The organism is Stenotrophomonas sp. TWI700, assembly GCF_039673645.1.
Taxonomy (GTDB): Bacteria; Pseudomonadota; Gammaproteobacteria; order Xanthomonadales; family Xanthomonadaceae; genus Stenotrophomonas; species Stenotrophomonas maltophilia_AA.
In genome coordinates this window covers 242,547-262,516 of sequence record NZ_JBDJMB010000002.1, presented here as the reverse complement: position 1 = coordinate 262,516, position 19,970 = coordinate 242,547, and the positions used below count along the sequence as shown (strand labels likewise).

Below are 19,970 nucleotides of genomic sequence, written 5' to 3'. Positions count from 1 at the left end.
CCCTGGAGATGGCATGCACGGTCTCAATCCTCCCCAACACGCGGCAGTGATGCACTGCGAAGGTCCTCTGCTGGTGCTCGCGGGCGCGGGCAGCGGCAAGACGCGCGTGATCGTGGAGAAGATCGGCCAGCTGATCGCCAGCAAGCGCTACCCGGCGCGGCGGATCGCAGCGATCACCTTCACCAACAAGTCGGCCAAGGAAATGCGCGAGCGCGTGGCCAAGCGCCTGCGCGGTGACGACGCCGACGAAGTGACGATCTGCACCTTCCACGCGCTGGGCCTGAAGTTCCTGCAGATCGAGCACGCCGCGGTGGGGCTCAAGCGCGGGTTCTCGATCTTCGATGCCGACGATTCGACCGCGCAGGTCAAGGACCTGATGTACGGGGCCAAGCCGGACGATATCGAGGACGTGAAGAACCTGATCTCGCGCGCCAAGAATGCCGGCCTCTCGCCCGAGCAGGCGATGGCGGCCGCGCGCAGCACGCGCGAGAAGGAAGCGGCCAGCGTCTACGAGCGCTACCAGCTGCGCCTGACCGCGTTCAACGCGGTCGATTTCGATGACCTGATCCGGCTGCCGGTGCAGGTGCTGGAAGAGAATCCCGAGATCGCCATCGCCTGGCGCGAACGCATCGGGTATCTGCTGGTCGACGAATGCCAGGACACCAACGATGCGCAGTACCGGCTGCTCAAGCAGCTGGCCGGCAGCAAGGGCAACTTCACCTGCGTGGGCGACGACGATCAGTCGATCTACGCCTGGCGTGGTGCGAATCCTGAAAACCTGCAGCAGATGGCGCGCGATTATCCTGCGCTGGAAATCATCAAGCTGGAGCAGAACTACCGCTGCTCCAACCGCGTGCTGCGCGCGGCCAATGCGTTGATCGCCAACAACCCGCACGAACACCTGAAGAAGCTGTGGAGCGACCAGGCCGACGGCGAGCGCATCCGCGTGTGGGAGTGCCGCAACAGCGAGCACGAGGCCGAAAAAGTAGCGGCGGAAATCTCCTTCCTGGCCACCTCCAAGAAGATTCCGTGGAGCGATTTCTGCATCCTGTTCCGCGGCAACTTCCAGTCGCGGCCGCTGGAAAAGGCGCTGCAGCTGGTGCGCGCGCCGTACCACATCACCGGCGGTACCGCGTTCCTGGAGCGGCAGGAAGTCAAGGACACGCTGTCCTGGCTGCGCCTGCTGGTGAACCCGGACGACGATACGGCCTTCATGCGCGCGGTGCAGTCGCCCAAGCGCGAAGTGGGCGCCGGCACGCTGGCCAAGCTGGCCGAGCTGGCGTCTGAAAAAGACCTGCCGATGGCGCATGCCGCCGAAGCGATCGGCGCACTGTCGCAGCTGCCACCGCGTGCGGCCAACGGCCTGAGCCGCTTCACCGACATCCTGCGCGACCTGCGCGCGGAGATGCCCAAGCTCAGCTCCGGCGACCTGGTGCGCAAGCTGGTGAAGGACTCCGGGCTGGTCTCGGACCTGCGCAGTTCGTGCAAGGAAGAGTCCGTGTACCAGCGTCGTCTCGGCAACCTGGAAGAACTGGCGCAGTGGTTCGAAGGCGGCCCGCGGGGTGCCTCCACGGCGGATCTGGCCGCGCAGCTGGCGTTGCTGTCGCGCAACGACAAGGACGACGGCGGCAACCAGGTGCGCATGATGACCATGCACGCCTCCAAGGGCCTGGAATTCCCGTACGTGTTCATCATCGGCTGCGAGGACGGCGTATTGCCGCACCAGGTCAGCCTGGACGAAGGCAACCTGCAGGAAGAGCGGCGCCTGCTGTACGTGGGCATCACCCGCGCCAAGGTGCAGCTGTGGATGAGCTACAGCAAGCTCACCCGCAAGTTCGGTGAGCACGTGCGGCTCAAGCCCAGCCGGTTCTTCGACGAGATTCCGGCCGAGGAAATGCAGCGCGACGGTGCCGATCCGGTCGCCGATGCGGTGCGCAAGAAGGAACGCGCGAGCGCCGGGTTGGCGGCGATCCAGGCCCTGTTCGACTGAGCATCGCCAGGTAGCGCCACCCCATGGGTGGCTGCTCTGCGATCCGGCATACGTAGCAGCCACCCATGGGGTGGCTCTACGGCACAATCAGGCTATCTTCCTCAGCCGGTACCCGCATGTCCGCCGTGATCCAGACCGACCGCCTGCACCTGCGCCTGATCGACCCCGACCATGACGCGGCCGACATGCTGGCCCTGCTCAACGAGCCCGGCTTCATCCGCAACATCGCCGACCGCGGTGTGCGCACCCTGGCGCAGGCGCGTGACTACACCGCCGAGCGCGTGCTGGGCAGCTATACGCTCAACGGCTTCGGCATGTACGCGATCGTCCGCCGCGAAGACGGCGCCTGGCTGGGCAACGCCGGCCTGGTCCGTCGCGACGGACTGCCGGCACCGGATATCGGCTATGCGCTGCTGTCGCAGTACGAGGGACACGGCTACGCGTTCGAAGCCGCGCGCGGGGTGATGCACTACGCGCGCGACGTGCTGGGCTACACCGACCTGTACGGCATCGTTTCGCCGGACAACGTGCGTTCGGCCGCGCTGCTGCGCAAGCTGGGCATGGAGGATCGCGGCGACGTGCTGCTGCCGCCGCCGCATGGCGGCGATGTGGTGCTGCTGTTCGCCACCCCGGGCGCGCCAGCCGTCTGACCCGGTAGAGCCCGGCCGTCCAACCCGGTGGAACCACGCCATGCGTGGCTGCAGTTCACCCCCCCAACTGCGCGCGCAACTCCGCCAACTGCTCCTGCAGCTCGGCTACCGTGGCTTCCAGCTGCTGCACACGCGACTCCAGCGCCGGATGGGCGGCACCGCCACCGCCAGCGCCGGACGGCGCCGACCTGTACTGCTCCGCCAACGCCTGCACGTCCACCGGGCCGGCCAGCAGGTGCATGTAGCGGTCTTCGCGCTGGCCGCTGGCGCGCGGCAGCTGGACCGCCATATCGCGCTGGATCATGCGCTCCAGGTGATGGCGCAGTTCGTCCACGTCCTGGAAGCGGACCAGGCGCTCGCTGCGGGTCAGCAGCTCATTGAGGGTCTGGGGGCCGCGCAGCAGCAACAGGCCCAGGATGGCCAGCTGCTGGCGGGTCAGGTCCAGCGCGGCACCGGCGCGATGCTCGTAGCGCTCGGCGCGCGAGGAGTACTGCTGGCGCGCCAGGCCCAGGGTCTCCAGCTGGCGCAGCGCGTGGTGCACGTCGCCGGCCGACAGCGCCATCACCGGCTCGCGGGCGGTCTTCTGGTTGGCGGCCACCTGGGCGGCGTTGACCGTCAGCGGGTAGGCGTCCGGGGTGGTCGCCTCCTTCTCGATCAGGCAGCCCAACGCGCGGGCCTGGGCCGCGCTGAGCACGGGCAGGGCAGGGGTCTGGGTGTCGTCGGTCATGGGGCGCTCCGCGGTGTTTCAGGGGCGTGCAGCATAGCCGAGCCCCGCCGGCCACATGAATGCCGCGGGACAAGCCGGTAAACTGGCTTGAATCTGTTGCCGGTGAATGCCATGCGTCGTAGTGCTGTTTCCCTGTCCGTGCTTGCCTGTGCCGTGCTGGCACTGAGTGCCTGCAAGCGCACTGAAACCCCGGCCGATGCCGCCCCGCCGGCAGCCGCTGCCGCGGCGAGCGCCCCGGCTGCCACCGGCGATGGCGCCGTGGCCGCCAATGACAACCTCAATGCCGTGCTGTGGATGCAGCGCGCGCAGGAGTACCGCGCGATCACCGAGCAGACCTACCGCGCCGCCGCCGATCACCTGGACAAGGCCCTCAAGGAACCCAACTGGGACGCGCTGGTGCCGGACGAACGCGGCAATGCCGCCAAGGGCCTGAAGCCGGCCGTGGTGCTGGACGTGGATGAAACCGTGCTGGACAACTCGCCGTACCAGGCGCGCCTGGTGCGCGATGGCAAGGAATACGACGAGCTGAGCTGGGACCAGTGGGTCGCCGAGAAGAAGGCCAAGGCGATTCCGGGCGTGGTCGATTTCGCCAAGGCCGCCAACGCCAAGGGCGTCACCCTGCTGTACATCTCCAACCGCGCCGTGCACCTCAAGGACGCCACCCTGGCCAACCTGCGTGAGCAGGGCCTGCCGGTGGCCGACGACAGCGTGTTCCTCGGCCTGGGCACCGTGGTCGACGGCTGCGAGCAGGCCGGCAGCGAGAAGAACTGCCGCCGCCGCCTGGCCGGCCAGAAGTACCGCGTGCTGATGCAGTTCGGTGACCAGCTGGGTGACTTCGTGGAAGTCACCGCCAACACCAACGATGGCCGTGACGCGCTGCTGCAGGAGTACCACGACTGGTTCGGCGAGCGCTGGTGGATGCTGCCCAACCCGACCTACGGCGGCTTCGAGCCGGCCCAGTTCAACAACGATTACAGCCAGTCGCGCCAGGCCCGCCACGACGCCAAGCGCGCTGCGCTGGACTACGCACCGTGAGCCGCGCGCCGCTGCCGCTGCGTGACGAGGAGCGCCTGATCTTCGCGCTGGACGTGCCCGGCCGCGACGACGCGCTGGCCTGGGTTGATCGCCTCGGCGATGCCGTGTCGTTCTACAAGATCGGCATGGAACTGCTGGCCTCCGGCGAGTACTTCGACGTGCTCGACGCACTCGCCGCGCGCGACAAGCGCGTGTTCGTCGATCTGAAGTTCTTCGACATCCCGGCCACCGCCGCGGCGGTGATCAAGCGCCTGTCGCAGTGGCCGGTGAGCTACGCCACCATCCATGGCTGGCACCCGGCGATGATGGAAGCCTGCGCGGCCGCCAACGGCAGCGACATGCGCCTGCTGGCGGTGACCGTGCTGACCTCGATGGGGCGCAGCGACCTGGCCCGGATGGGCATCGACCGCGAACCGGTCGAGGTGGTGGTCGAGCGCGCGCTGGCTGCCCAGGCGGCCGGCATCGATGGCGTGATCGCCTCCGGCCAGGAGGCCGGGCCGATCCGCGCCGCCACGGGTGCCGGCTTCTCGATCGTGTGCCCGGGCATCCGCCCCGGCGGCCCGGTCGGCGATGACCAGAAGCGCACCGTCGGGGTGGCCCAGGCGTTTGCCGACGGCGCCGATGCGATCGTGGTCGGGCGCCCGATCCGGCTGGCCAGCGACCCGCAGGCCGCCGCGCGCGCCATCCAGGCCGAGATCGCCCAGGCCCTGGCCGCGCGCTGAGGCGACGACGGGGCGGAGCTGCCCCGTCACAACCGGTTTTTCTGTACATTCAACGGCTTGCGCATATGGCGCGAGGTCGGCGGGGTTGCCGGCTTGCCGCTGTCACTGAACAGGCCGCAAGATGCGGACCGGTCCGGGGAGTCCGAATTCATGTCCATGTCGTTGAAGCCGTGGCAGTACCGAGGGCAGGCGTTGGCGCTGGCCCTGTGCGGGGTGGTGCTGCTCAGTGCCTGCAAGGACAAGCGGATCGATCCGGACGCACCGGCGTCCGAGCCGGTCGCTGCCCTGCAGCAGCTGGCGCAGCGGGTCGCCGACAATGATCTGGTCGGCTACGCCAAGGCGGCGGTGCCACCGGCCCAGTACGCGCGCCTGCAGGGCGCCTGGAACCAGGGCCACAGCCGCTGGCCGTTGACCGAGCTGCCGCTGGATGGGCAACTGCTGCCGATGCTGGCCGCGCTGTCGCGGCCGGATGCGCCACAGCGGCTGCAGCGCTCGTTCGATTCCCAGATCGCCGGCCAGGCCTCCCAGGTCCGCCAGGCGGCCCACTCGATGGGGTTGTTCGGCGAGCAGTACCTGCGCAACCAGAGCGAGTACAGCGACAGCGAGCGCGCCCACTACACCCAGGTGGTGAACGCGCTCAGCCGCTGGGCCGCTGCGGCGCCACTGACGGACAAGCAGCGGGCGAAGACCACCATCACCCTGCTCACCGCCACCGCGCGTACCGCCGGGCTGTCCACCGATGCCGAGCTGCAGGCGGCAGGCATGGAAGAGAGCCTGCGTCGGCTGGGCCCCTTCATCAAAGCCTTCAAGACCGCGCTGGCCAGCTACGGGCTGTCGCTGGACGGCGCGTTGACCGAGCTGCGCGGCGAACTGACCTCCGAACTGGGCGACGACGCGGTGGTGCGCATCCAGTACACGCTGGCCGGTGAGCAGATCGAAGCGCAGGTGCGGATGACCCGCCGCGAGGGCCACTGGTATGTGACCCGTACGCTGGAAGACACCGATGCGCTGCTGCAGGCCGCCGACGCCGCGCAAGCTGAACATGACGCCCGGCAGGCGGCCGAAGCAGAGGCCGCCGCGACGGTCAAGGACGGTGCTTCTGCACCGGCTAAGCCATAATGAAGCCGATGCCGAACCAGAATCCCCTGCCTTTCCCCGGCGAAGAGCCGCCCAAGACGCCGGACGCCACGTCCTCGTCGCCCGCTACCGTGCCGTCCGACGGTGCCGCCGCCCCGGTCCCGCCGGTCGCTGGCGCGCCGGTGGATGCCGTTGCGGTCGATGCGGAGCCGTCCACCGTCGTGCCGTCCGCGATCGTGCCCGGCACGCGTCCGCCCAGTGGCCGCCCGCCGTGGTGGGCGCGCCTGCTCGGCCGCCTGGTCGAGCCGTGGCTGTCGCTGAAGATCGAGCCCGAACACCCCGGCCAGTACAACGACGGCCGCCCGGTGGTCTACGTGCTGGAGGACTACGGTCTGTCCAACGCGCTGATCCTGGACAAGGCCTGCCGAGAAGCCGGCCTGCCCTCGCCGCTGGTGCCGATCGCCGGTGACCCGACCGGGCGCAAGCGCGCCTACCTGGCCCTGTCGCGCCGGAGCAGCAGCAACTCGCTGATCCCCGAGCAGCGCGGCGCCAAGACCCACTCGGACTCGCTGGCCAAGGTCCTGCAGGCGCACCGCGCCCGTGGCGAGCTGGACGTGCATCTGGTGCCGGTATCGATCTTCGTCGGCCGCGCGCCGGACAAGCAGAGCGGCTGGTTCGCGGTGCTGTTCTCGGAAAACTGGGCCCTGGTGGGTCGTTTCCGTCGCCTGCTGGCGGTGCTGCTCAACGGCCGCAGCACGATCGTGCGCTTCGCCCCGCCGATCTCGCTGCGCACCACGGTCGATGAGGGGCTGGACCCCGAGCGCACCGTGCGCAAGCTGCAGCGCGTGCTGCGCACCCACTTCCGCCGCATCCGCGAGTCGGTGATCGGTCCTGACCTGTCGACCCGCCGCCTGCTGGTGGACAAGGTGCTGGACGCGGACACCGTGCGCGAAGCGATCGCCTCCCAGGCCAAGCGCGACAACTCCAAGCCGGCCGATGCCTGGAAGAAAGCCCACGCCTACGCGTGGGAAATCGCCGCGGATTACTCCAGTCCGGTGGTGCGCTCGGCCAGCTTCATGCTCAGCCATGTCTGGAACCGCATCTATGCCGGCGTGCTGGTCCATCACCTGGACAAGTTCAAGGCGGCCGCGCCCGGGCACGAAGTGGTCTACGTGCCCAGCCACCGCAGCCACATGGATTACCTGCTGCTGTCCTACCTGCTGTACGACCGCGGCATCGTGCCGCCGCACATCGTGGCCGGCATCAATCTCAACCTGCCGGTGGTCGGCACGCTGCTGCGCAAGGGCGGTGCGTTCTTCATCCGCCGCTCGATCCGCGGCAACGCGCTGTACTCGGCGGTGCTCAGCGAATACGTGGCGCAGCTGGTCGCCGGCGGTTACTCGATCGAGTACTTCGTCGAAGGTGGCCGCTCGCGCACCGGGCGCCTGCTGCAGCCCAAGGGCGGCATGATCTCGATGACGCTGCGCGCCTTCCTGCGCCAGCCACGCAAGCCGGTCCTGTTCCAGCCGGTCTACATCGGCTATGAAAAGCTGATGGAAGGCGGCAGCTACCTGGACGAACTGTCCGGTCGGCCGAAGGAAAAGGAATCGATCTGGTCGCTGCTGTGGTCGATCCCGAAAGTGCTCAAGCAGAACTACGGCCAGGTGGTGGTGAACTTCGGCGAGCCGATCGCGCTCAACGACGTGCTCGCCCAGCGTGCGCCGGACTGGAATGGCCAGCCGGTGGGCGAAGACGAGAAGCCGTCGTGGTTGTCCGGCACGGTGGATCACCTGGCCGAACGCATCCAGGTGCACATCAACGGCGCGGCCGACGTCAATCCGATCAACCTGCTCGCGCTGGCGCTGCTGTCCACGCCCAAGCATGCGATGGGCGAGGCGGACCTGATCGCGCAGATCGAGCTGTGCAAGACCCTGCTGGTCGAAATGCCCTACTCGGACCGGGTGACGGTGACCCCGCACTCGCCGGAGCGGATCATCGCCCACGCCGAGGAGATCAACGTCCTCACCCGCATCAAGCACCCGCTGGGCGATGTGCTCAGCGTCAGCGGCGACACCGCGGTGCTGCTGAGCTACTTCCGCAACAACGTCATCCACCTGTTCACGGCCTCGTCGTGGGTGGCCTGCTGCTTCCAGAACAACCGCCGCATGAGCCGCACCGGGCTGGTCCAGCTGGGCCGCACCGTGTACCCGTTCCTGCAGGCCGAGCTGTTCCTGCCGTGGACCGAAGACGAGTTCGCCCAGCGCATCGAGCAGACCATCAACGTGTTCGTGCGCGAAGGCCTGCTGCAGAACATCAACGATGACGACGGCGGCATCCTGGCGCGCAACACCGGGCAGACCGACGAAGTCTTCCGCCTGCGTGCGATCGGCCATTCGCTGCAGCAGGCGTTCGAGCGCTATTACATCGCGATCTCGGTGCTGGTGAAGAACGGCCCGGGTACGCTGGGTGCGGCCGAGCTGGAAAGCCTCTGCCAGCAGGCCGCGCAGCGCCTGAGCCTGCTCTACGCGCCGGCCGCCCCGGAGTTCTTCGACCGCACGCTGTTCCGCGGCTTCATCCAGAAGCTGCGCGAGCTGCGCCTGGTGTGGCCGGATGAGAACAGCAAGCTGCTGTTCGACGCGCGCCTGGACGCGTGGGCCAAGGATGCGAAGTTCATCCTCGGCCGCGAACTGCGCCACACCATCGAGCGTGTCAGCCCGGAAGCGGCGAAGCCAGAGGAACCGGTAGCCCAGGATTGACGACGGCACGTCGTCGATCCGACGTATCCGGACGTATCCGGATCTTATTGCGTTCGCCAGCAATTCGTAGGTACCGACCGTTGGTCGGTACCCGCGCGCAAGCGCGGCACAAGCGTCCGGAGACCAAGCAACACGGTGTGCACCGGCTGACCGACGCTGACCACCGTCCGGAGCCGCCTTTCAGGGCTTCATGACGGTGGGACGGAAGGCACCCAGGTCATCGTGTGACAACCAACGGTCGTTACCACCGCGATTTGGGCATCCGGGCTACGCCGGCTCGTCCGGAATCAGCATGTCTTCCAGCTTGGCGATGCAGTCCTTCAACTGCAGCTTGCGCCGCTTCAGCCGCTTGGCTTCGAGCTCGTCGTCGCCGTTGGCGGCCATGCGCAGGATCTGGTCATCGAGCGCACGGTGCTCCTGCCGGAGCGTGGCAAGTCGGGCACTGATATCGCTGGGGGTCATGGTTTCCACAGGCTCCGAGCATACACATCCCGGATGACCGCCGGGAGTGAACGCAGTCACCTCACGGGCTCCGTGGCGGCGGGTGCGAGCCGGTAGAATGAACCCCATGAGCGCTGTCATCCGCCTGCCCGATCCCGTCCCGCGCGCCCGCGATCCGCGCGCGCCCGGCGGCGTGCAGGACCGGTTGGCGCGGCAGCTGCGCCGCCAGGTCGGCCAGGCGATCGCCGACTTCGGGATGATCGAGGCCGGCGACAAAGTCATGGTGTGCCTGTCCGGTGGCAAGGACAGCTACACCCTGCTCGACATCCTGCTGCAGCTGCAGAAAAAAGCGCCGGTGCCGTTCGAGCTGGTGGCGGTGAACCTGGACCAGAAGCAGCCCGGCTTTCCCGAGCACGTGCTGCCGACCTACCTGGACTCGATCGGCGTGCCGTTCCAGATCATCGAGCAGGACACCTATTCGGTGGTCAGCCGGGTCATCCCGGAAGGCCGCACGATGTGTTCGCTGTGCTCGCGCCTGCGCCGGGGCGCGCTGTACCGGCATGCGGCCGAACACGGCTTCACCAAGATCGCGCTGGGCCACCACCGCGATGACAGCGTGGCCACGTTCTTCCTCAATCTGTTTCACCACGCCAAGCTCTCGGCGATGCCGCCCAAGCTGCGCAGCGACGACGGCCAGCACATCGTGATCCGCCCGCTGGCCTACGTGAGCGAAGCGGACATCAGCGCCTACGCCCAGGCACGCGCGTTCCCGATCATTCCCTGCACGCTGTGCGGCAGCCAGGACACCCTGCAGCGCCGCCAGGTCGAGCAGATGCTGCAGCAGTGGGAGCGCGACCAGCCCGGCCGCATCGACCAGATCGCACGCGCGCTGGGCAACATCCATCCCTCGCAGCTGGCCGATCCGGCGCTGTTCGATTTCATGGCACTGGGGCGCGCCGCGGCGGCCCCGCTGCCCGACCCGCCGGCCTGGGCCGGCACTGCCCACGACCCCGGCGACGCACCCGGCCCGGCCTGAGCCACGCCGGCGCGCCCGCCCTCCCTTTCACGCTCTTACTCTGGACGTCCATGTTCTTTCGCAACCTGACGCTGTTCCGCTTCCCGACCGCCACCGATTTCTCCGACGTAGACACCCTGCTGCCGCAGGTGCTGCTCAAGCCGGTCGGTCCGCTTGAAATGAATTCCCGTGGCTTCATCTCGCCGTTCGGCCGTGAAGAAAAGGCCGTGTTCTCGCACCGCGTCGGCGATGCGCTGTGGCTGACCGTCGGCGGTGAGGACAAGATCCTGCCGGGCGCGGTGGTCAACGACCTGCTCGCGCGCAAGCTCGAGGAAATCGAAGAGAAGGAAGGCCGCAAGCCCGGCGGCCGCGAGCGCAAGCGCATGAAGGACGACCTGCTGCACGAACTGATGCCGCGTGCCTTCGTGAAGAGCTCGCGTACCGACGCGCTGATCGACCTGACCCACGGCTACGTCGCGGTGGACTGCTCGAGCAGCAAGAAGGGCGAGAACATGATGTCCGACATCCGTGGCCTGCTCGGCAGCTTCCCGGCGATGCCGTTGAATGCCGAAGTGGCGCCGCGCTCGATCCTCACCGGCTGGATCGCCGGCGAACCCCTGCCGACCGGGCTGAGCCTGGGCGAAGAGTGCGAGATGAAGGACCCGGCCGAGGGCGGTGCGGTGGTCAAGTGCCAGCACCAGGAACTGCGCTGCGACGAGATCGACAAGCACCTGGATGCCGGCAAGCAGGTGACCAAGCTGGCGCTGGTGTTCGAGGACAACCTGTCCTTCGTGCTCGGCGATGACCTGATCGTGCGCAAGCTGAAGTTCCTGGATGGCGCGCTGGACCAGCTCGAGCATGCCGACGATGACGGCCGCCGCGCCGAACTGGACGCCCGTTTCGCCCTGCAGAGCGGCGAAGTGCGCCGCCTGTTCCTGCTGCTGGAAGAGGCCTTCAAGCTCAGCAAGGCGGACTGACCGGATCCGATCAGTCCCCAGTCATGCGCCGGTCACGGCCGGCGCTATGCTGTACCCATGTCCGGATTCCTCCGCCGCTTGATTTCGCCGGCTGTCAGCACGCTGCAGCGCGATACGGTACGGCTGCGCCTGGAGGATGCCGAGATTGATGTACTGCGCGTACGCGATCCGCGCGCGCGCCGGATCAAGCTCAGCGTCGATGAGCGCGGCGTGCGCCTGACCCTGCCACCGCGCGCCAGCCTGGTGATGGGCGAGCGTTTTCTCGACCAGCATCGCGGCTGGTTGTCCGAGCAACTGCGCAGCTACCAGGCGACCAACCTGCCGCCACCGCTGGTGATCGGCGAGGCGGGGGTGCTGCCGCTGCGCGGTGAGCTGCTGCCGCTGCGCTGGGAAACCGGCCGCTATGCGCATATGGAGATCGACGCCGACGGCGCCTGCCTGCACTGGCCCAGCCGGGGCACCGACGCCACCCTGCGCCGCACCCTGCGCGAGTTCTACGAAGCACAGACCCGTGCCGATGTCGGCCAGTGGCTGCCGCGCTACCTGCCGGGCCTGCCGCGCGCACCGGCGCGGCTGCGGCTCAAGGTGATGTCCTCGCAATGGGGCTCGCTGGCCCCGGACGGGAGCATGGCGCTGGATCTGGCCCTGGTGCTGGGGCGGCCGTCGGCGTTCGAGTACGTGCTGGTGCACGAGCTCTGCCACCTGATCCAGGCCAACCACTCGCCGGCCTTCTGGGCCGAGGTGGAGCAGCGTTTCCCGGCGTGGCACGCCGAGCGGGATTACTTCCAGCTCGAAGGGCGGCGGCTGAAGGCGATGCTGCGGCAGATGCTGACCCCGGCGGGGTAGAGCCGGCTGCTGCCACGCCCGCCACCGGTAGTGGCGGCCGCGGGGCGGGGCGCCCAGAAAACCCCCCCCGCGCGATTGGCGGCGCGCCGGCCGCGCGACCCAGCGGGGGGGTGTAAGGTCCCCCGCCCCTTCCCCGCCTCCCCATCCCCCCCCCCCCCCCCTTACCCCCGCCCAGCGCCCGGCACTACCGATGCGGTGTTTCTCAGTTCCCCATCCGCAACGCCGCCGCCTGCGCCCAGCGGGCCGCCACCCGCGGTGCGGTGATGCACACGGCCTGATCGGTCACGGTGGTGACCGCGCGCTCGAGCAGCTGGATGTCGGCCTCGTGCTGGCGCGCCACGTGTGGATCCTCGAAGAAGATCGCCCGCTGGCAATGGCCTTCCAGCACGCGGTCGGCGATCTGCGCATCGCCGCCCATCGGGCCGCTCTGGTAGCGCATCACCCATTCCTCGCCCTGCGGCCAGCCGCGGCTCCAGGCCAGTTCGTTGAGGCGCTGGCCGGTGGTGCCGGTGCCGACCCGGCTGCGGAAGCGCGACAGCACCTCGAAGTGCTCGTCGGCGAAGGCCAGCATCGCCGGCTTCATCGCGTCATGCGCGATCAGCGCCAGCGTGTGCTGCGCGAAGGCGTGCAGGTCATCGGCGCCCGGGTCCGGGGCCAGGCCGGCGTGCAGGCGCTCCACCTCGACCCAGTCGCGCGCGGTGGCGACGGTGGAGATGAAGGGTTTGCCGTGGATCACGCACTGGCGCTTGAGCGCGGTCGCCTCCGGGAACACCGACGAGGGATCGACCGGGTCCATCAGGTAGATGGCGCCATCCAGGGTACGCTCGGGCGTGCCCATGCCGACCACCTCGGCGACCAGCTTCATCAGCCCACCCTCGCGGCCGTTCGGGTAGCGCCGCAGCGGGGCGAAGTCCTGCAGGAAGCCCAGCCGCTGGATCGCATCGAAGGTGCGTCCGACCGCGTGCAGCTCCACGCCCAGTTCGCGCAGTCCGGTGTCGCTGGCGCGCAGCCAGCGGAACAATGCGGCGTGCTTGTCGTGGTGGTGCAGGCGGTTCGCGGCCAGGCCGATGCGCATGGGTGCAGTCCAGAGGGAGACGCGGTCAGTGTAAGTCGTTCAGGTTGCAGCGGCGCTAGCGCCGAACGGTGACGGCGGTCACGCGCCATCACGCATTTTCGTAATTGTTGCATGGTCTCTGGAGGGGCCATATCCGACAGTGGTGGTCGTCCGTCAATCAGGAAACCCCTGCCATGACCCTCTCCCTTTCTGCCGTTGCCGCCTCGTCTCAGTCCGCTGTCGCGGATCAGGGCAGTCGCATCCGCGCGCTGGCCGCCGTGCTGCGTGAGGCACCCCAGGCCGATGCCGAGGTCCTGCTGGCCGGGCTCGCCCGCATGCTCGATGCGCACATAGGCCGCGGGCACGACGATCCGGCGAGCAACCGCCGCATCCGCGACCAGCTCGACAACATCGAGCTGCTGATGGCGCTGGAGATCGAGCGGGCCGGCGTGCGTCACACGCCGGTACCCGCGGTACCGCGCGCCGCGTAAGAGGCGCGCTTCGGTAGGGCGCGCCGTTACGCCGAGAGCAGCTGCACGATGCTGCCGGCCGCATCGCGGCCCTCGGCCACGGCCGTCACCACCAGGTCCGCGCCGCGTACCGCATCGCCCCCGGCGAACAGGCGCGGATGGGCGGTCTGGAACGGCAGGCGGCCACTGCCACCGGCCACGATGCGGCCATTGTTGCCGGCCTCCACACCCTGTTCGGTCAGCCAGGCCGGCGCAGTCGGCGAGAAGCCGAAGGCGATGATCACCACGTCTGCTTCCAGCAGAGACTCGCTGCCGGCGATCGGCACCGCATTGCGGCGGCCCTGTGCATCCGGTGCGTCCAGCTGCGTTTCGACCACCATCACCCCGATCACTTCGTCATCCGCACCGGCCTCGATCGACAGCGGCTGGCGGTTGAACAGGAAGCGCACGCCTTCCTCGCGCGCATTGGCCACTTCGCGCGCCGATCCGGGCATGTTGGCCTCGTCGCGGCGGTAGGCGCAGGTCACCTTGGCCGCGCCGAGCCGGATCGCACTGCGCACGCAGTCCATGCCGGTATCGCCACCGCCCAGTACCACCACGCGCTTGCCTTCGAGGTCGGGCAGGGCGATCTGGTCTTCCCAGCCGGCGATCGGCCGGCCGTGGGCATCGCTGCCACTGACGATGCGGCTGTTCTGCACCAAGAACGGCAGCGCCGGCAGCACGCCCTTGAGGTCCTGGCCGAGCAGGCCGCCGTCGGTATAGCGGTAGGCGCCGGTACCCACGAACACCGCGTCGTACTCGGCCAGCAGGTCATCGATGCTCACATCGCGGCCGATCTCCACCCCGAGGCGGAACTGCACGCCCATGCCTTCGAGCACGTTGCGGCGGCGGCTGATCACCGATTTGTCCAGCTTGAAACTGGGGATGCCGAACTGCAGCAGCCCGCCGATCTGTTCGTAGCGGTCATACACCACGGCCTGGATGCCGGCATGCGCCAGCTTGTCGGCGCAGGCGAGCCCGGCCGGACCGGCGCCGATCACCGCCACGCGCTTGCCGGTGGCTTCCACCGCACTCATGTCCGGACGCCAGCCGGTGGCGAGCGCGGTATCGACGATGTACTTCTCGACCGCGCCGATGGTCACCGCGCCGAACTCCTCCAGCGTGCAGCTGCCTTCGCACAGGCGGTCCTGCGGACACACCCGGCCGCACACTTCCGGCAGCGGATTGGTCGAATGGCAGAGCGTGGCCGCTTCGTGGATGCGGTTTTCCTGCACCAGCTGCAGCCACTGCGGGATTGCGTTGTGCACCGGGCACTTCCAGCTGCAGTACGGGTTGCCGCAATCTAGGCAGCGACCGGCCTGGAACTGCGCGTCCTCCTTGCCGAACTTGCCGTACAGCTCGCCCCAGTCGCCGGAGGTGCGCAGTTCGACCGGGATGCGCTGCGGCATCGTCCGGGGCAGATCGAGGAACTGGAAAGCTTGCTTGCGGCTCATGGCGTGCTCGGATTGGTTGGCGTTGCCGGCCAGCGGCCGGCACTACAGCGGTGGGAGGTGCGGCGCCGGTCGGGGAATCGGCGCCTCCCGCCCGGTCAGGCGGCGCGGCGCAGTGAGTCGGTCAGCGATTCGATGCTGGCGGCCTTGGGTTTGACCAGCCAGAACTTGCCGACGTAATCGCGGAACTCATCGAGGATCTGCTGCGCCCAGATGCTGCCGGTCAGCTCGCGGTGGCGGCTGATCAGCGTATGCAGGTGCTGGCGGTGGTTCTCGAAGCCCTCGGCCGAGATGCGGTGGATGTCGATCAGTTCGTGGTTGTAGCGGTCCACGAAATCGCGGTCGATATCCAGCACGTAGGCCAGCCCACCGGTGAAGCCGGCGCCGAAGTTCAGCCCGACCTTGCCCAGCACCAGCACGATGCCGTCGGTCATGTACTCGCAGCAGTGGTCACCGGCGCCTTCGATCACCGCCAGCGCGCCGGAGTTGCGCACGCCGAAGCGCTCGCCGGCACGGCCCGCGGCGAACAGCTCGCCACCGGTGGCGCCGTACAGGCAGGTGTTGCCGATGATCGCGGTGTTGCGCGCCTCGAAGCGTGCGCCACGCGGCGGACGCACCACCAGCCGGCCGCCGGCCATGCCCTTCCCGACGTAGTCGTTGGCTTCGCCTTCGACCTCCAGCTGCAGGCCGCCCACGTTGAACGCGCCGAAGCTCTGCCCGGCCGTGCCACGGAAGCGCAGGGTCAGTGGTGCATCGGCCATGCCCTGGTTGCCATGCGTGCGCGCGATCTCGCCGGACAGGCGGGTGCCGATCGAGCGGTCGGTGTTGTGGATCAGGAAGCGGTGCTCGCCACCCAGCTTGCCGGCGATCGCAGGCGCGAGCAGACCGTCCATCTGCGTCGCCAGGCTGTCCGGCGATTCGTACAGACGCTGTGCGGCGCAGTGGCTGCCCGCGTAGTCGGCCGGGTGCAGCAGGCGCGACAGATCCACCTTGACGCCCGGACGCGGTGAAACTTCCAGCTGCTGCAGCAGGTCGGTACGGCCGACGATCTCCTCCAGCGAGCGCACACCCAGGTAGGACAGCCAGCCACGCACTTCCTCGGCCAGCAGGCGGAAGAAGTTCTCCACGCGCTCCGGCAGGCCGGTGAAGTACTGCGCACGCAGGCGCTCATCCTGGGTGGCCACGCCGGTGGCGCAGTTGTTGAGGTGGCAGATGCGCAGGTACTTGCAGCCCAGCACGATCATCGGCGCGGTGCCGAAACCGAAGCTGTCCGCACCGAGCAGCGCGGCCTTGATCACGTCCAGGCCGGTCTTCAGGCCGCCATCGGTCTGCAGCAGGGTGCGCCCGCGCAGGTCGTTGGCGACCAGCGCCTGGTGCGATTCGGCCACGCCCAGTTCCCACGGCACGCCCGCATAGCGGATCGAGCTGACCGGGCTGGCACCGGTGCCGCCGTCATGGCCGGATACGGTGATCAGATCGGCGCCGGCCTTGACCACGCCAGCGGCGATGGTGCCGACCCCGGCATGGCTGACCAGCTTCACCGAGACCAGCGCGGTCGGATTGACCTGCTTGAGGTCGTAGATCAGCTGGGCGAGGTCTTCGATCGAGTAGATGTCGTGGTGCGGCGGCGGCGAGATCAGGCCGATGCCCGGCTTGGCGTACCGCAGCCGCGCGATCAGCTCGTTGACCTTGTGCCCGGGCAGCTGGCCGCCTTCGCCGGGCTTGGCGCCCTGGGCAACCTTGATCTGCAGCACTTCGGCGTTGACCAGGTACTCGGCGGTGACGCCGAAGCGGCCCGAGGCCACCTGCTTGATCTTGCTGCGCTTCTCGGTGCCGTAGCGCACCGGGTCTTCGCCGCCTTCGCCGGAATTGCTGCGGCCGCCGAGCCGGTTCATGGCGATCGCCAGCGCTTCGTGCGCTTCCGGCGACAACGCACCGAGGCTGATCGCGGCGGTGTCGAAGCGGCGGAACAGGTCTTCGGCCGGGGCCACGTCGTCCAGCGGCGTCGGCGTGGGCGCGGCCTTGAGCTGCAGCAGGTCGCGCAGCGCCGACACCGGTCGGCCATGCACCGCCTCGCAGTAGCGCTGCCAGTCCGCGGCATCGCCGCTGCGCGCGGCGCGCTGCAGGGTCATGACCACGTCCGGGTTGTACATGTGGTACTCGCCGCCGTGCACGTACTTGAGCACGCCGCCGACGTCCGGGCGCAGCAGATCATTCCAGGCGCGCACGGTGAGCTCGCGGGCCTCGTCGTCCAGGCGCGCAAAGCCGACTCCGGCCACGCGCGAGGCGGTGTCCGGGAAGCACAGGTCGACCACCTCGTCGTCCAGCCCGACGATCTCGAACAGCTGCGCGCCGCGGTAACTGGCCACGGTACAGATGCCCATCTTGGAGATGATCTTGGACAGGCCCTTGTAGATGCCCTTGCGGTAGCGACGGCCGATCTGCGACTGCTCGCCGCCCTTGCTCAGCTGCAGGATGCCGCGCCGGCCCAGGTCGAACAGGGTCTGGTAGGCCAGGTACGGGTACACCGCGGTGGCACCGAAGCCGAGCAGGCAGGCCATGTGGTGTGGATCGCGCGCGGTGCCGGTTTCCAGGATCAGGTTGACGTCGCAGCGCAGGCCCGCATTGGAGAGATGGTGATGCACCGCGCTGGTGGCCAGCAGGGCATGCACCATCGGGCGGTCGGCAACCGGGTAACGGTCGCTCAGCAGCAGCATGACGATGCCTTCGCGGGCGGCGGCTTCGGCTTCGGCGCAGATGCGCTCGATGCCGGCCTTCAGGCCTTCGTCCAGGCTGTAGGACAGATCGATCAGCCGGTTCTTGGCGGCGTACTGCTCCATCTTGATCAGCTGGCGCAGCTTGCGCTGGCTGAGTACCGGCGAATTGAGGATGACGTGGTTCACCGTCTCCGCGCCGGCATGGAAGATGTTGGTCTCCTTGCCGAGCTGGGTGGACAGCGACATGACGCAGTCTTCGCGCAGCGGATCGATCGGCGGGTTGGTGACCTGCGCGAACGCCTGGCGGAAGTAATCGTAGAGCGGACGGCTGTGCTGGCTCAGCACGGCCATGGGCGTGTCATCGCCCATCGAGCCGGTAGCTTCCTGCTCGGTCTCGGCCAGCGGACGCAGGATCTGCTCCACTTCCTCGGTGCTGAGCTGGAACAGCTTGTGATAGCTGCGCAGGGTGCGCTCGTCGAACGGCTCTTCCACCAGCGACGGATCGATCAGCTCGGTCTGCAGGTAGGTCACGCCCTGCTGCAGCCACTGCTTGTACGGCGCGCGGCCACGGTTGATGCGGTCGATGGCGTCCGAGTCGAGCAGGTCGCCGCGCTTGAGGTCGATCGCCATCATCTCGCCCGGGCCGAGCTTGCCCTTGCGCACCACGCGCTCGGCCGGCACTTCCCACACGCCGGCTTCGGAGGCGACCAGGAAGTGGCGGTCGGAGGTCAGCATCCAGCGCGCCGGGCGCAGGCCGTTGCGGTCCAGCGTGCAGGCGGCATAGCGCCCGTCGCAGGCGACGATGCCGGCTGGGCCGTCCCAGGGTTCGCTATTGAGCCCGTAGAACTCGTAGAACGCGGCCAGGTCGGGATCCTTGAACTCCAGCGACTGGGTCGCCGGCGGCACCAGGATGCGCAGCGCCTGGATCAGCTCCATGCCGGCGCTGACCATCAGCTCGAGCATGTTGTCCAGGCTCTGCGAGTCCGAGCCGTGCATGGAGATGACCGGATTGAATTCGCCGATGTCGAAGCGCGGGGTCTTCCACACCTTGCTGCGCGCCTGCGCCCACCGACGATTGCCCTCGATGGTGTTGATCTCGCCGTTGTGCGCGAGCATCCGGAACGGGTGCGCCAGCGGCCAGCGCGGCAGCGTGTTGGTCGAGAAGCGCTGATGGAACACGATCGCGCTGGAGGCCAGGTCGTTGCGCTGCAGGTCCACGTAGAAGCGGCTCAGCTTGTCCGGCAGCACCATGCCCTTGTAGCTGATCGCGTTCGGGCTGAGCGTGGTGACGTAGTAATCGGCGTGCTCGCCCAACTGCTGTTCGCTGCGGCGGCGGGCCAGGAACAGGGCCAGGGTGAAGGCGGCCTCGTCCTGCGCGGCACCGGCATCGACGAACACCTGCTCGATGTGCGGCAGGGTGTCGCGCGCGAGCTGGCCGCAGACGCTGGGATCGGTGGGTACCACGCGCCAGCCGACCGGCTGGCAGCCGGCCTCGCGCAGCTGCTGTTCCAGCGTGTCGCGGCAGGCCTGTGCGGCAGCGGTGTCGTGCGGCAGGAACACCACGCCGGCGGCGAAGCGCGCACCCAGCGTGAGACCCGCTTCGGCGGCGAGTGCCTTGAGGAACACGTCGGGGCGGCGCAGCAACAGGCCGCAGCCGTCACCGGTGACACCGTCGGCAGCGACGCCGCCGCGGTGGGTCATGCGCGAGAGTGCTGCGATAGCGGTGTCGACCAGCAGTCGGGACGGCTGGTCGTCGAGCTGGGCGACCATGCCGAAACCACAGGCATCTCGCTCATCTTGCGGGTCGTAAAGCCCTTGGCGGTTGCGGGGGGCCATCTCTGCCTCAATGTCGGGTGAGCGGCGACACTCGTCCCCGCTCAATCCGTTGAGCGCATCTGGAGGCACCGGATGACTCGACTAGAGCATAGTTGCTGCAACGCCGCAATACACGGTTGCAGGCGCAACCAAACCCCTGAGTTTCAGGGGTTTTTTCCGTCGCCTGT

15 protein-coding genes are annotated in these 19,970 nt (G+C 68.4%); 10 read left to right on the top strand and 5 right to left on the bottom strand.

Annotated features, from left to right (window positions below; translation table 11 throughout):
* Positions 1 to 13: 13 nt before the first annotated feature.
* Positions 14 to 1,990: a UvrD-helicase domain-containing protein gene (locus ABE473_RS02990; RefSeq protein ID WP_346488442.1), complete on the top strand. Its 1,977-nt coding sequence runs from the start codon at positions 14 to 16 to the stop codon at positions 1,988 to 1,990.
* Between the two features lie 116 nt (positions 1,991 to 2,106).
* A complete protein-coding gene (locus ABE473_RS02985; protein WP_346488441.1) occupies positions 2,107 to 2,640 on the top strand; it encodes a GNAT family N-acetyltransferase in 534 nt (177 codons plus the stop codon).
* A gap of 55 nt (positions 2,641 to 2,695) precedes the next feature.
* Here ABE473_RS02985 and ABE473_RS02980 read toward each other — a convergent pair whose 3' ends face one another.
* Positions 2,696 to 3,367: a DUF480 domain-containing protein gene (locus ABE473_RS02980; protein ID WP_346488440.1), complete on the bottom strand. Its 672-nt coding sequence runs from the start codon at positions 3,365 to 3,367 to the stop codon at positions 2,696 to 2,698.
* A gap of 111 nt (positions 3,368 to 3,478) precedes the next feature.
* On the opposite strand from ABE473_RS02980, the gene ABE473_RS02975 reads away from it, so the two are divergent.
* The 4 genes from ABE473_RS02975 to plsB all read left to right on the top strand — a co-directional run bounded on the left by ABE473_RS02975 (position 3,479) and on the right by plsB (position 8,957).
* Positions 3,479 to 4,402 (top strand): 5'-nucleotidase, lipoprotein e(P4) family, encoded by a 924-nt coding sequence (locus tag ABE473_RS02975; RefSeq protein WP_346488439.1) that lies wholly within the window; start codon positions 3,479 to 3,481, stop codon positions 4,400 to 4,402.
* On the top strand, positions 4,399 to 5,124 hold the full coding sequence (pyrF, locus tag ABE473_RS02970; RefSeq protein WP_179460603.1) for an orotidine-5'-phosphate decarboxylase: 726 nt from the start codon (positions 4,399 to 4,401) through the stop codon (positions 5,122 to 5,124). The genes ABE473_RS02975 and pyrF overlap by 4 nt, the downstream gene beginning before the upstream one ends.
* Before the next feature lie 150 nt (positions 5,125 to 5,274).
* Entirely contained in the window at positions 5,275 to 6,243 is a 969-nt protein-coding gene (locus ABE473_RS02965; RefSeq protein ID WP_346488438.1) for a hypothetical protein, read from the top strand.
* On the top strand, positions 6,243 to 8,957 hold the full coding sequence (gene plsB, locus ABE473_RS02960) for a glycerol-3-phosphate 1-O-acyltransferase PlsB (protein ID WP_346479008.1): 2,715 nt from the start codon (positions 6,243 to 6,245) through the stop codon (positions 8,955 to 8,957). Before ABE473_RS02965 ends, plsB begins: the two co-directional genes overlap by 1 nt.
* Before the next feature lie 267 nt (positions 8,958 to 9,224).
* Here plsB and ABE473_RS02955 read toward each other — a convergent pair whose 3' ends face one another.
* The gene (locus ABE473_RS02955) at positions 9,225 to 9,428 is read right to left on the bottom strand and encodes a DUF465 domain-containing protein (protein ID WP_176990288.1); all 204 of its coding nucleotides are present in this window, start codon (positions 9,426 to 9,428) and stop codon (positions 9,225 to 9,227) included.
* Positions 9,429 to 9,525: 97 nt separating this feature from the next.
* Here ABE473_RS02955 and ttcA point away from each other — a divergent pair, with 97 nt between their 5' ends.
* From ttcA to ABE473_RS02940, 3 genes are read left to right on the top strand one after another with little or no spacing between them, the layout of a single operon-like run.
* Positions 9,526 to 10,434, top strand: coding sequence for a tRNA 2-thiocytidine(32) synthetase TtcA (gene ttcA, locus ABE473_RS02950; protein WP_346488437.1), 909 nt, complete (start codon positions 9,526 to 9,528; stop codon positions 10,432 to 10,434).
* Between the two features lie 50 nt (positions 10,435 to 10,484).
* Entirely contained in the window at positions 10,485 to 11,390 is a 906-nt protein-coding gene (locus ABE473_RS02945; protein ID WP_019184123.1) for a recombination-associated protein RdgC, read from the top strand.
* A 57-nt stretch (positions 11,391 to 11,447) separates the two neighbouring features.
* Positions 11,448 to 12,236, top strand: coding sequence for a SprT family zinc-dependent metalloprotease (locus ABE473_RS02940; RefSeq protein WP_346488435.1), 789 nt, complete (start codon positions 11,448 to 11,450; stop codon positions 12,234 to 12,236).
* 202 nt (positions 12,237 to 12,438) lie between these two features.
* Here ABE473_RS02940 and ABE473_RS02935 read toward each other — a convergent pair whose 3' ends face one another.
* Complete coding sequence (locus ABE473_RS02935; protein ID WP_176990285.1) at positions 12,439 to 13,311, bottom strand: methylglyoxal synthase; 873 nt, start codon at positions 13,309 to 13,311, stop codon at positions 12,439 to 12,441.
* Between the two features lie 173 nt (positions 13,312 to 13,484).
* Here ABE473_RS02935 and ABE473_RS02930 point away from each other — a divergent pair, with 173 nt between their 5' ends.
* Positions 13,485 to 13,781, top strand: a complete 297-nt coding sequence (locus tag ABE473_RS02930; RefSeq protein ID WP_346488434.1) for a hypothetical protein — start codon at positions 13,485 to 13,487, stop codon at positions 13,779 to 13,781.
* Positions 13,782 to 13,807: 26 nt separating this feature from the next.
* Here ABE473_RS02930 and ABE473_RS02925 read toward each other — a convergent pair whose 3' ends face one another.
* Together ABE473_RS02925 and gltB are read right to left on the bottom strand one after the other, a co-directional pair.
* Positions 13,808 to 15,253, bottom strand: coding sequence for an FAD-dependent oxidoreductase (locus ABE473_RS02925; RefSeq protein WP_346488433.1), 1,446 nt, complete (start codon positions 15,251 to 15,253; stop codon positions 13,808 to 13,810).
* Positions 15,254 to 15,348: 95 nt separating this feature from the next.
* Positions 15,349 to 19,803, bottom strand: a complete 4,455-nt coding sequence (gltB, locus tag ABE473_RS02920) for a glutamate synthase large subunit (protein ID WP_346488432.1) — start codon at positions 19,801 to 19,803, stop codon at positions 15,349 to 15,351.
* Between the last annotated feature and the right edge of the window lie 167 nt (positions 19,804 to 19,970).

What these genes read in the sequence shown, in the direction of transcription:
- ABE473_RS02990 (WP_346488442.1), top strand. Translation starts at nt 14, where the DNA reads ATGCACGGTCTCAATCCTCCCCAACACGCGGCAGTGATGCACTGCGAA.
- ABE473_RS02985 (WP_346488441.1), top strand. Translation starts at nt 2,107, where the DNA reads ATGTCCGCCGTGATCCAGACCGACCGCCTGCACCTGCGCCTGATCGAC.
- ABE473_RS02980 (WP_346488440.1), bottom strand. Translation starts at nt 3,367, where the DNA reads ATGACCGACGACACCCAGACCCCTGCCCTGCCCGTGCTCAGCGCGGCC.
- ABE473_RS02975 (WP_346488439.1), top strand. Translation starts at nt 3,479, where the DNA reads ATGCGTCGTAGTGCTGTTTCCCTGTCCGTGCTTGCCTGTGCCGTGCTG.
- ABE473_RS02965 (WP_346488438.1), top strand. Translation starts at nt 5,275, where the DNA reads ATGTCCATGTCGTTGAAGCCGTGGCAGTACCGAGGGCAGGCGTTGGCG.
- plsB (WP_346479008.1), top strand. Translation starts at nt 6,243, where the DNA reads ATGAAGCCGATGCCGAACCAGAATCCCCTGCCTTTCCCCGGCGAAGAG.
- ttcA (WP_346488437.1), top strand. Translation starts at nt 9,526, where the DNA reads ATGAGCGCTGTCATCCGCCTGCCCGATCCCGTCCCGCGCGCCCGCGAT.
- ABE473_RS02945 (WP_019184123.1), top strand. Translation starts at nt 10,485, where the DNA reads ATGTTCTTTCGCAACCTGACGCTGTTCCGCTTCCCGACCGCCACCGAT.
- ABE473_RS02940 (WP_346488435.1), top strand. Translation starts at nt 11,448, where the DNA reads ATGTCCGGATTCCTCCGCCGCTTGATTTCGCCGGCTGTCAGCACGCTG.
- ABE473_RS02935 (WP_176990285.1), bottom strand. Translation starts at nt 13,311, where the DNA reads ATGCGCATCGGCCTGGCCGCGAACCGCCTGCACCACCACGACAAGCAC.
- ABE473_RS02930 (WP_346488434.1), top strand. Translation starts at nt 13,485, where the DNA reads ATGACCCTCTCCCTTTCTGCCGTTGCCGCCTCGTCTCAGTCCGCTGTC.
- ABE473_RS02925 (WP_346488433.1), bottom strand. Translation starts at nt 15,253, where the DNA reads ATGAGCCGCAAGCAAGCTTTCCAGTTCCTCGATCTGCCCCGGACGATG.
- gltB (WP_346488432.1), bottom strand. Translation starts at nt 19,803, where the DNA reads ATGGCCCCCCGCAACCGCCAAGGGCTTTACGACCCGCAAGATGAGCGA.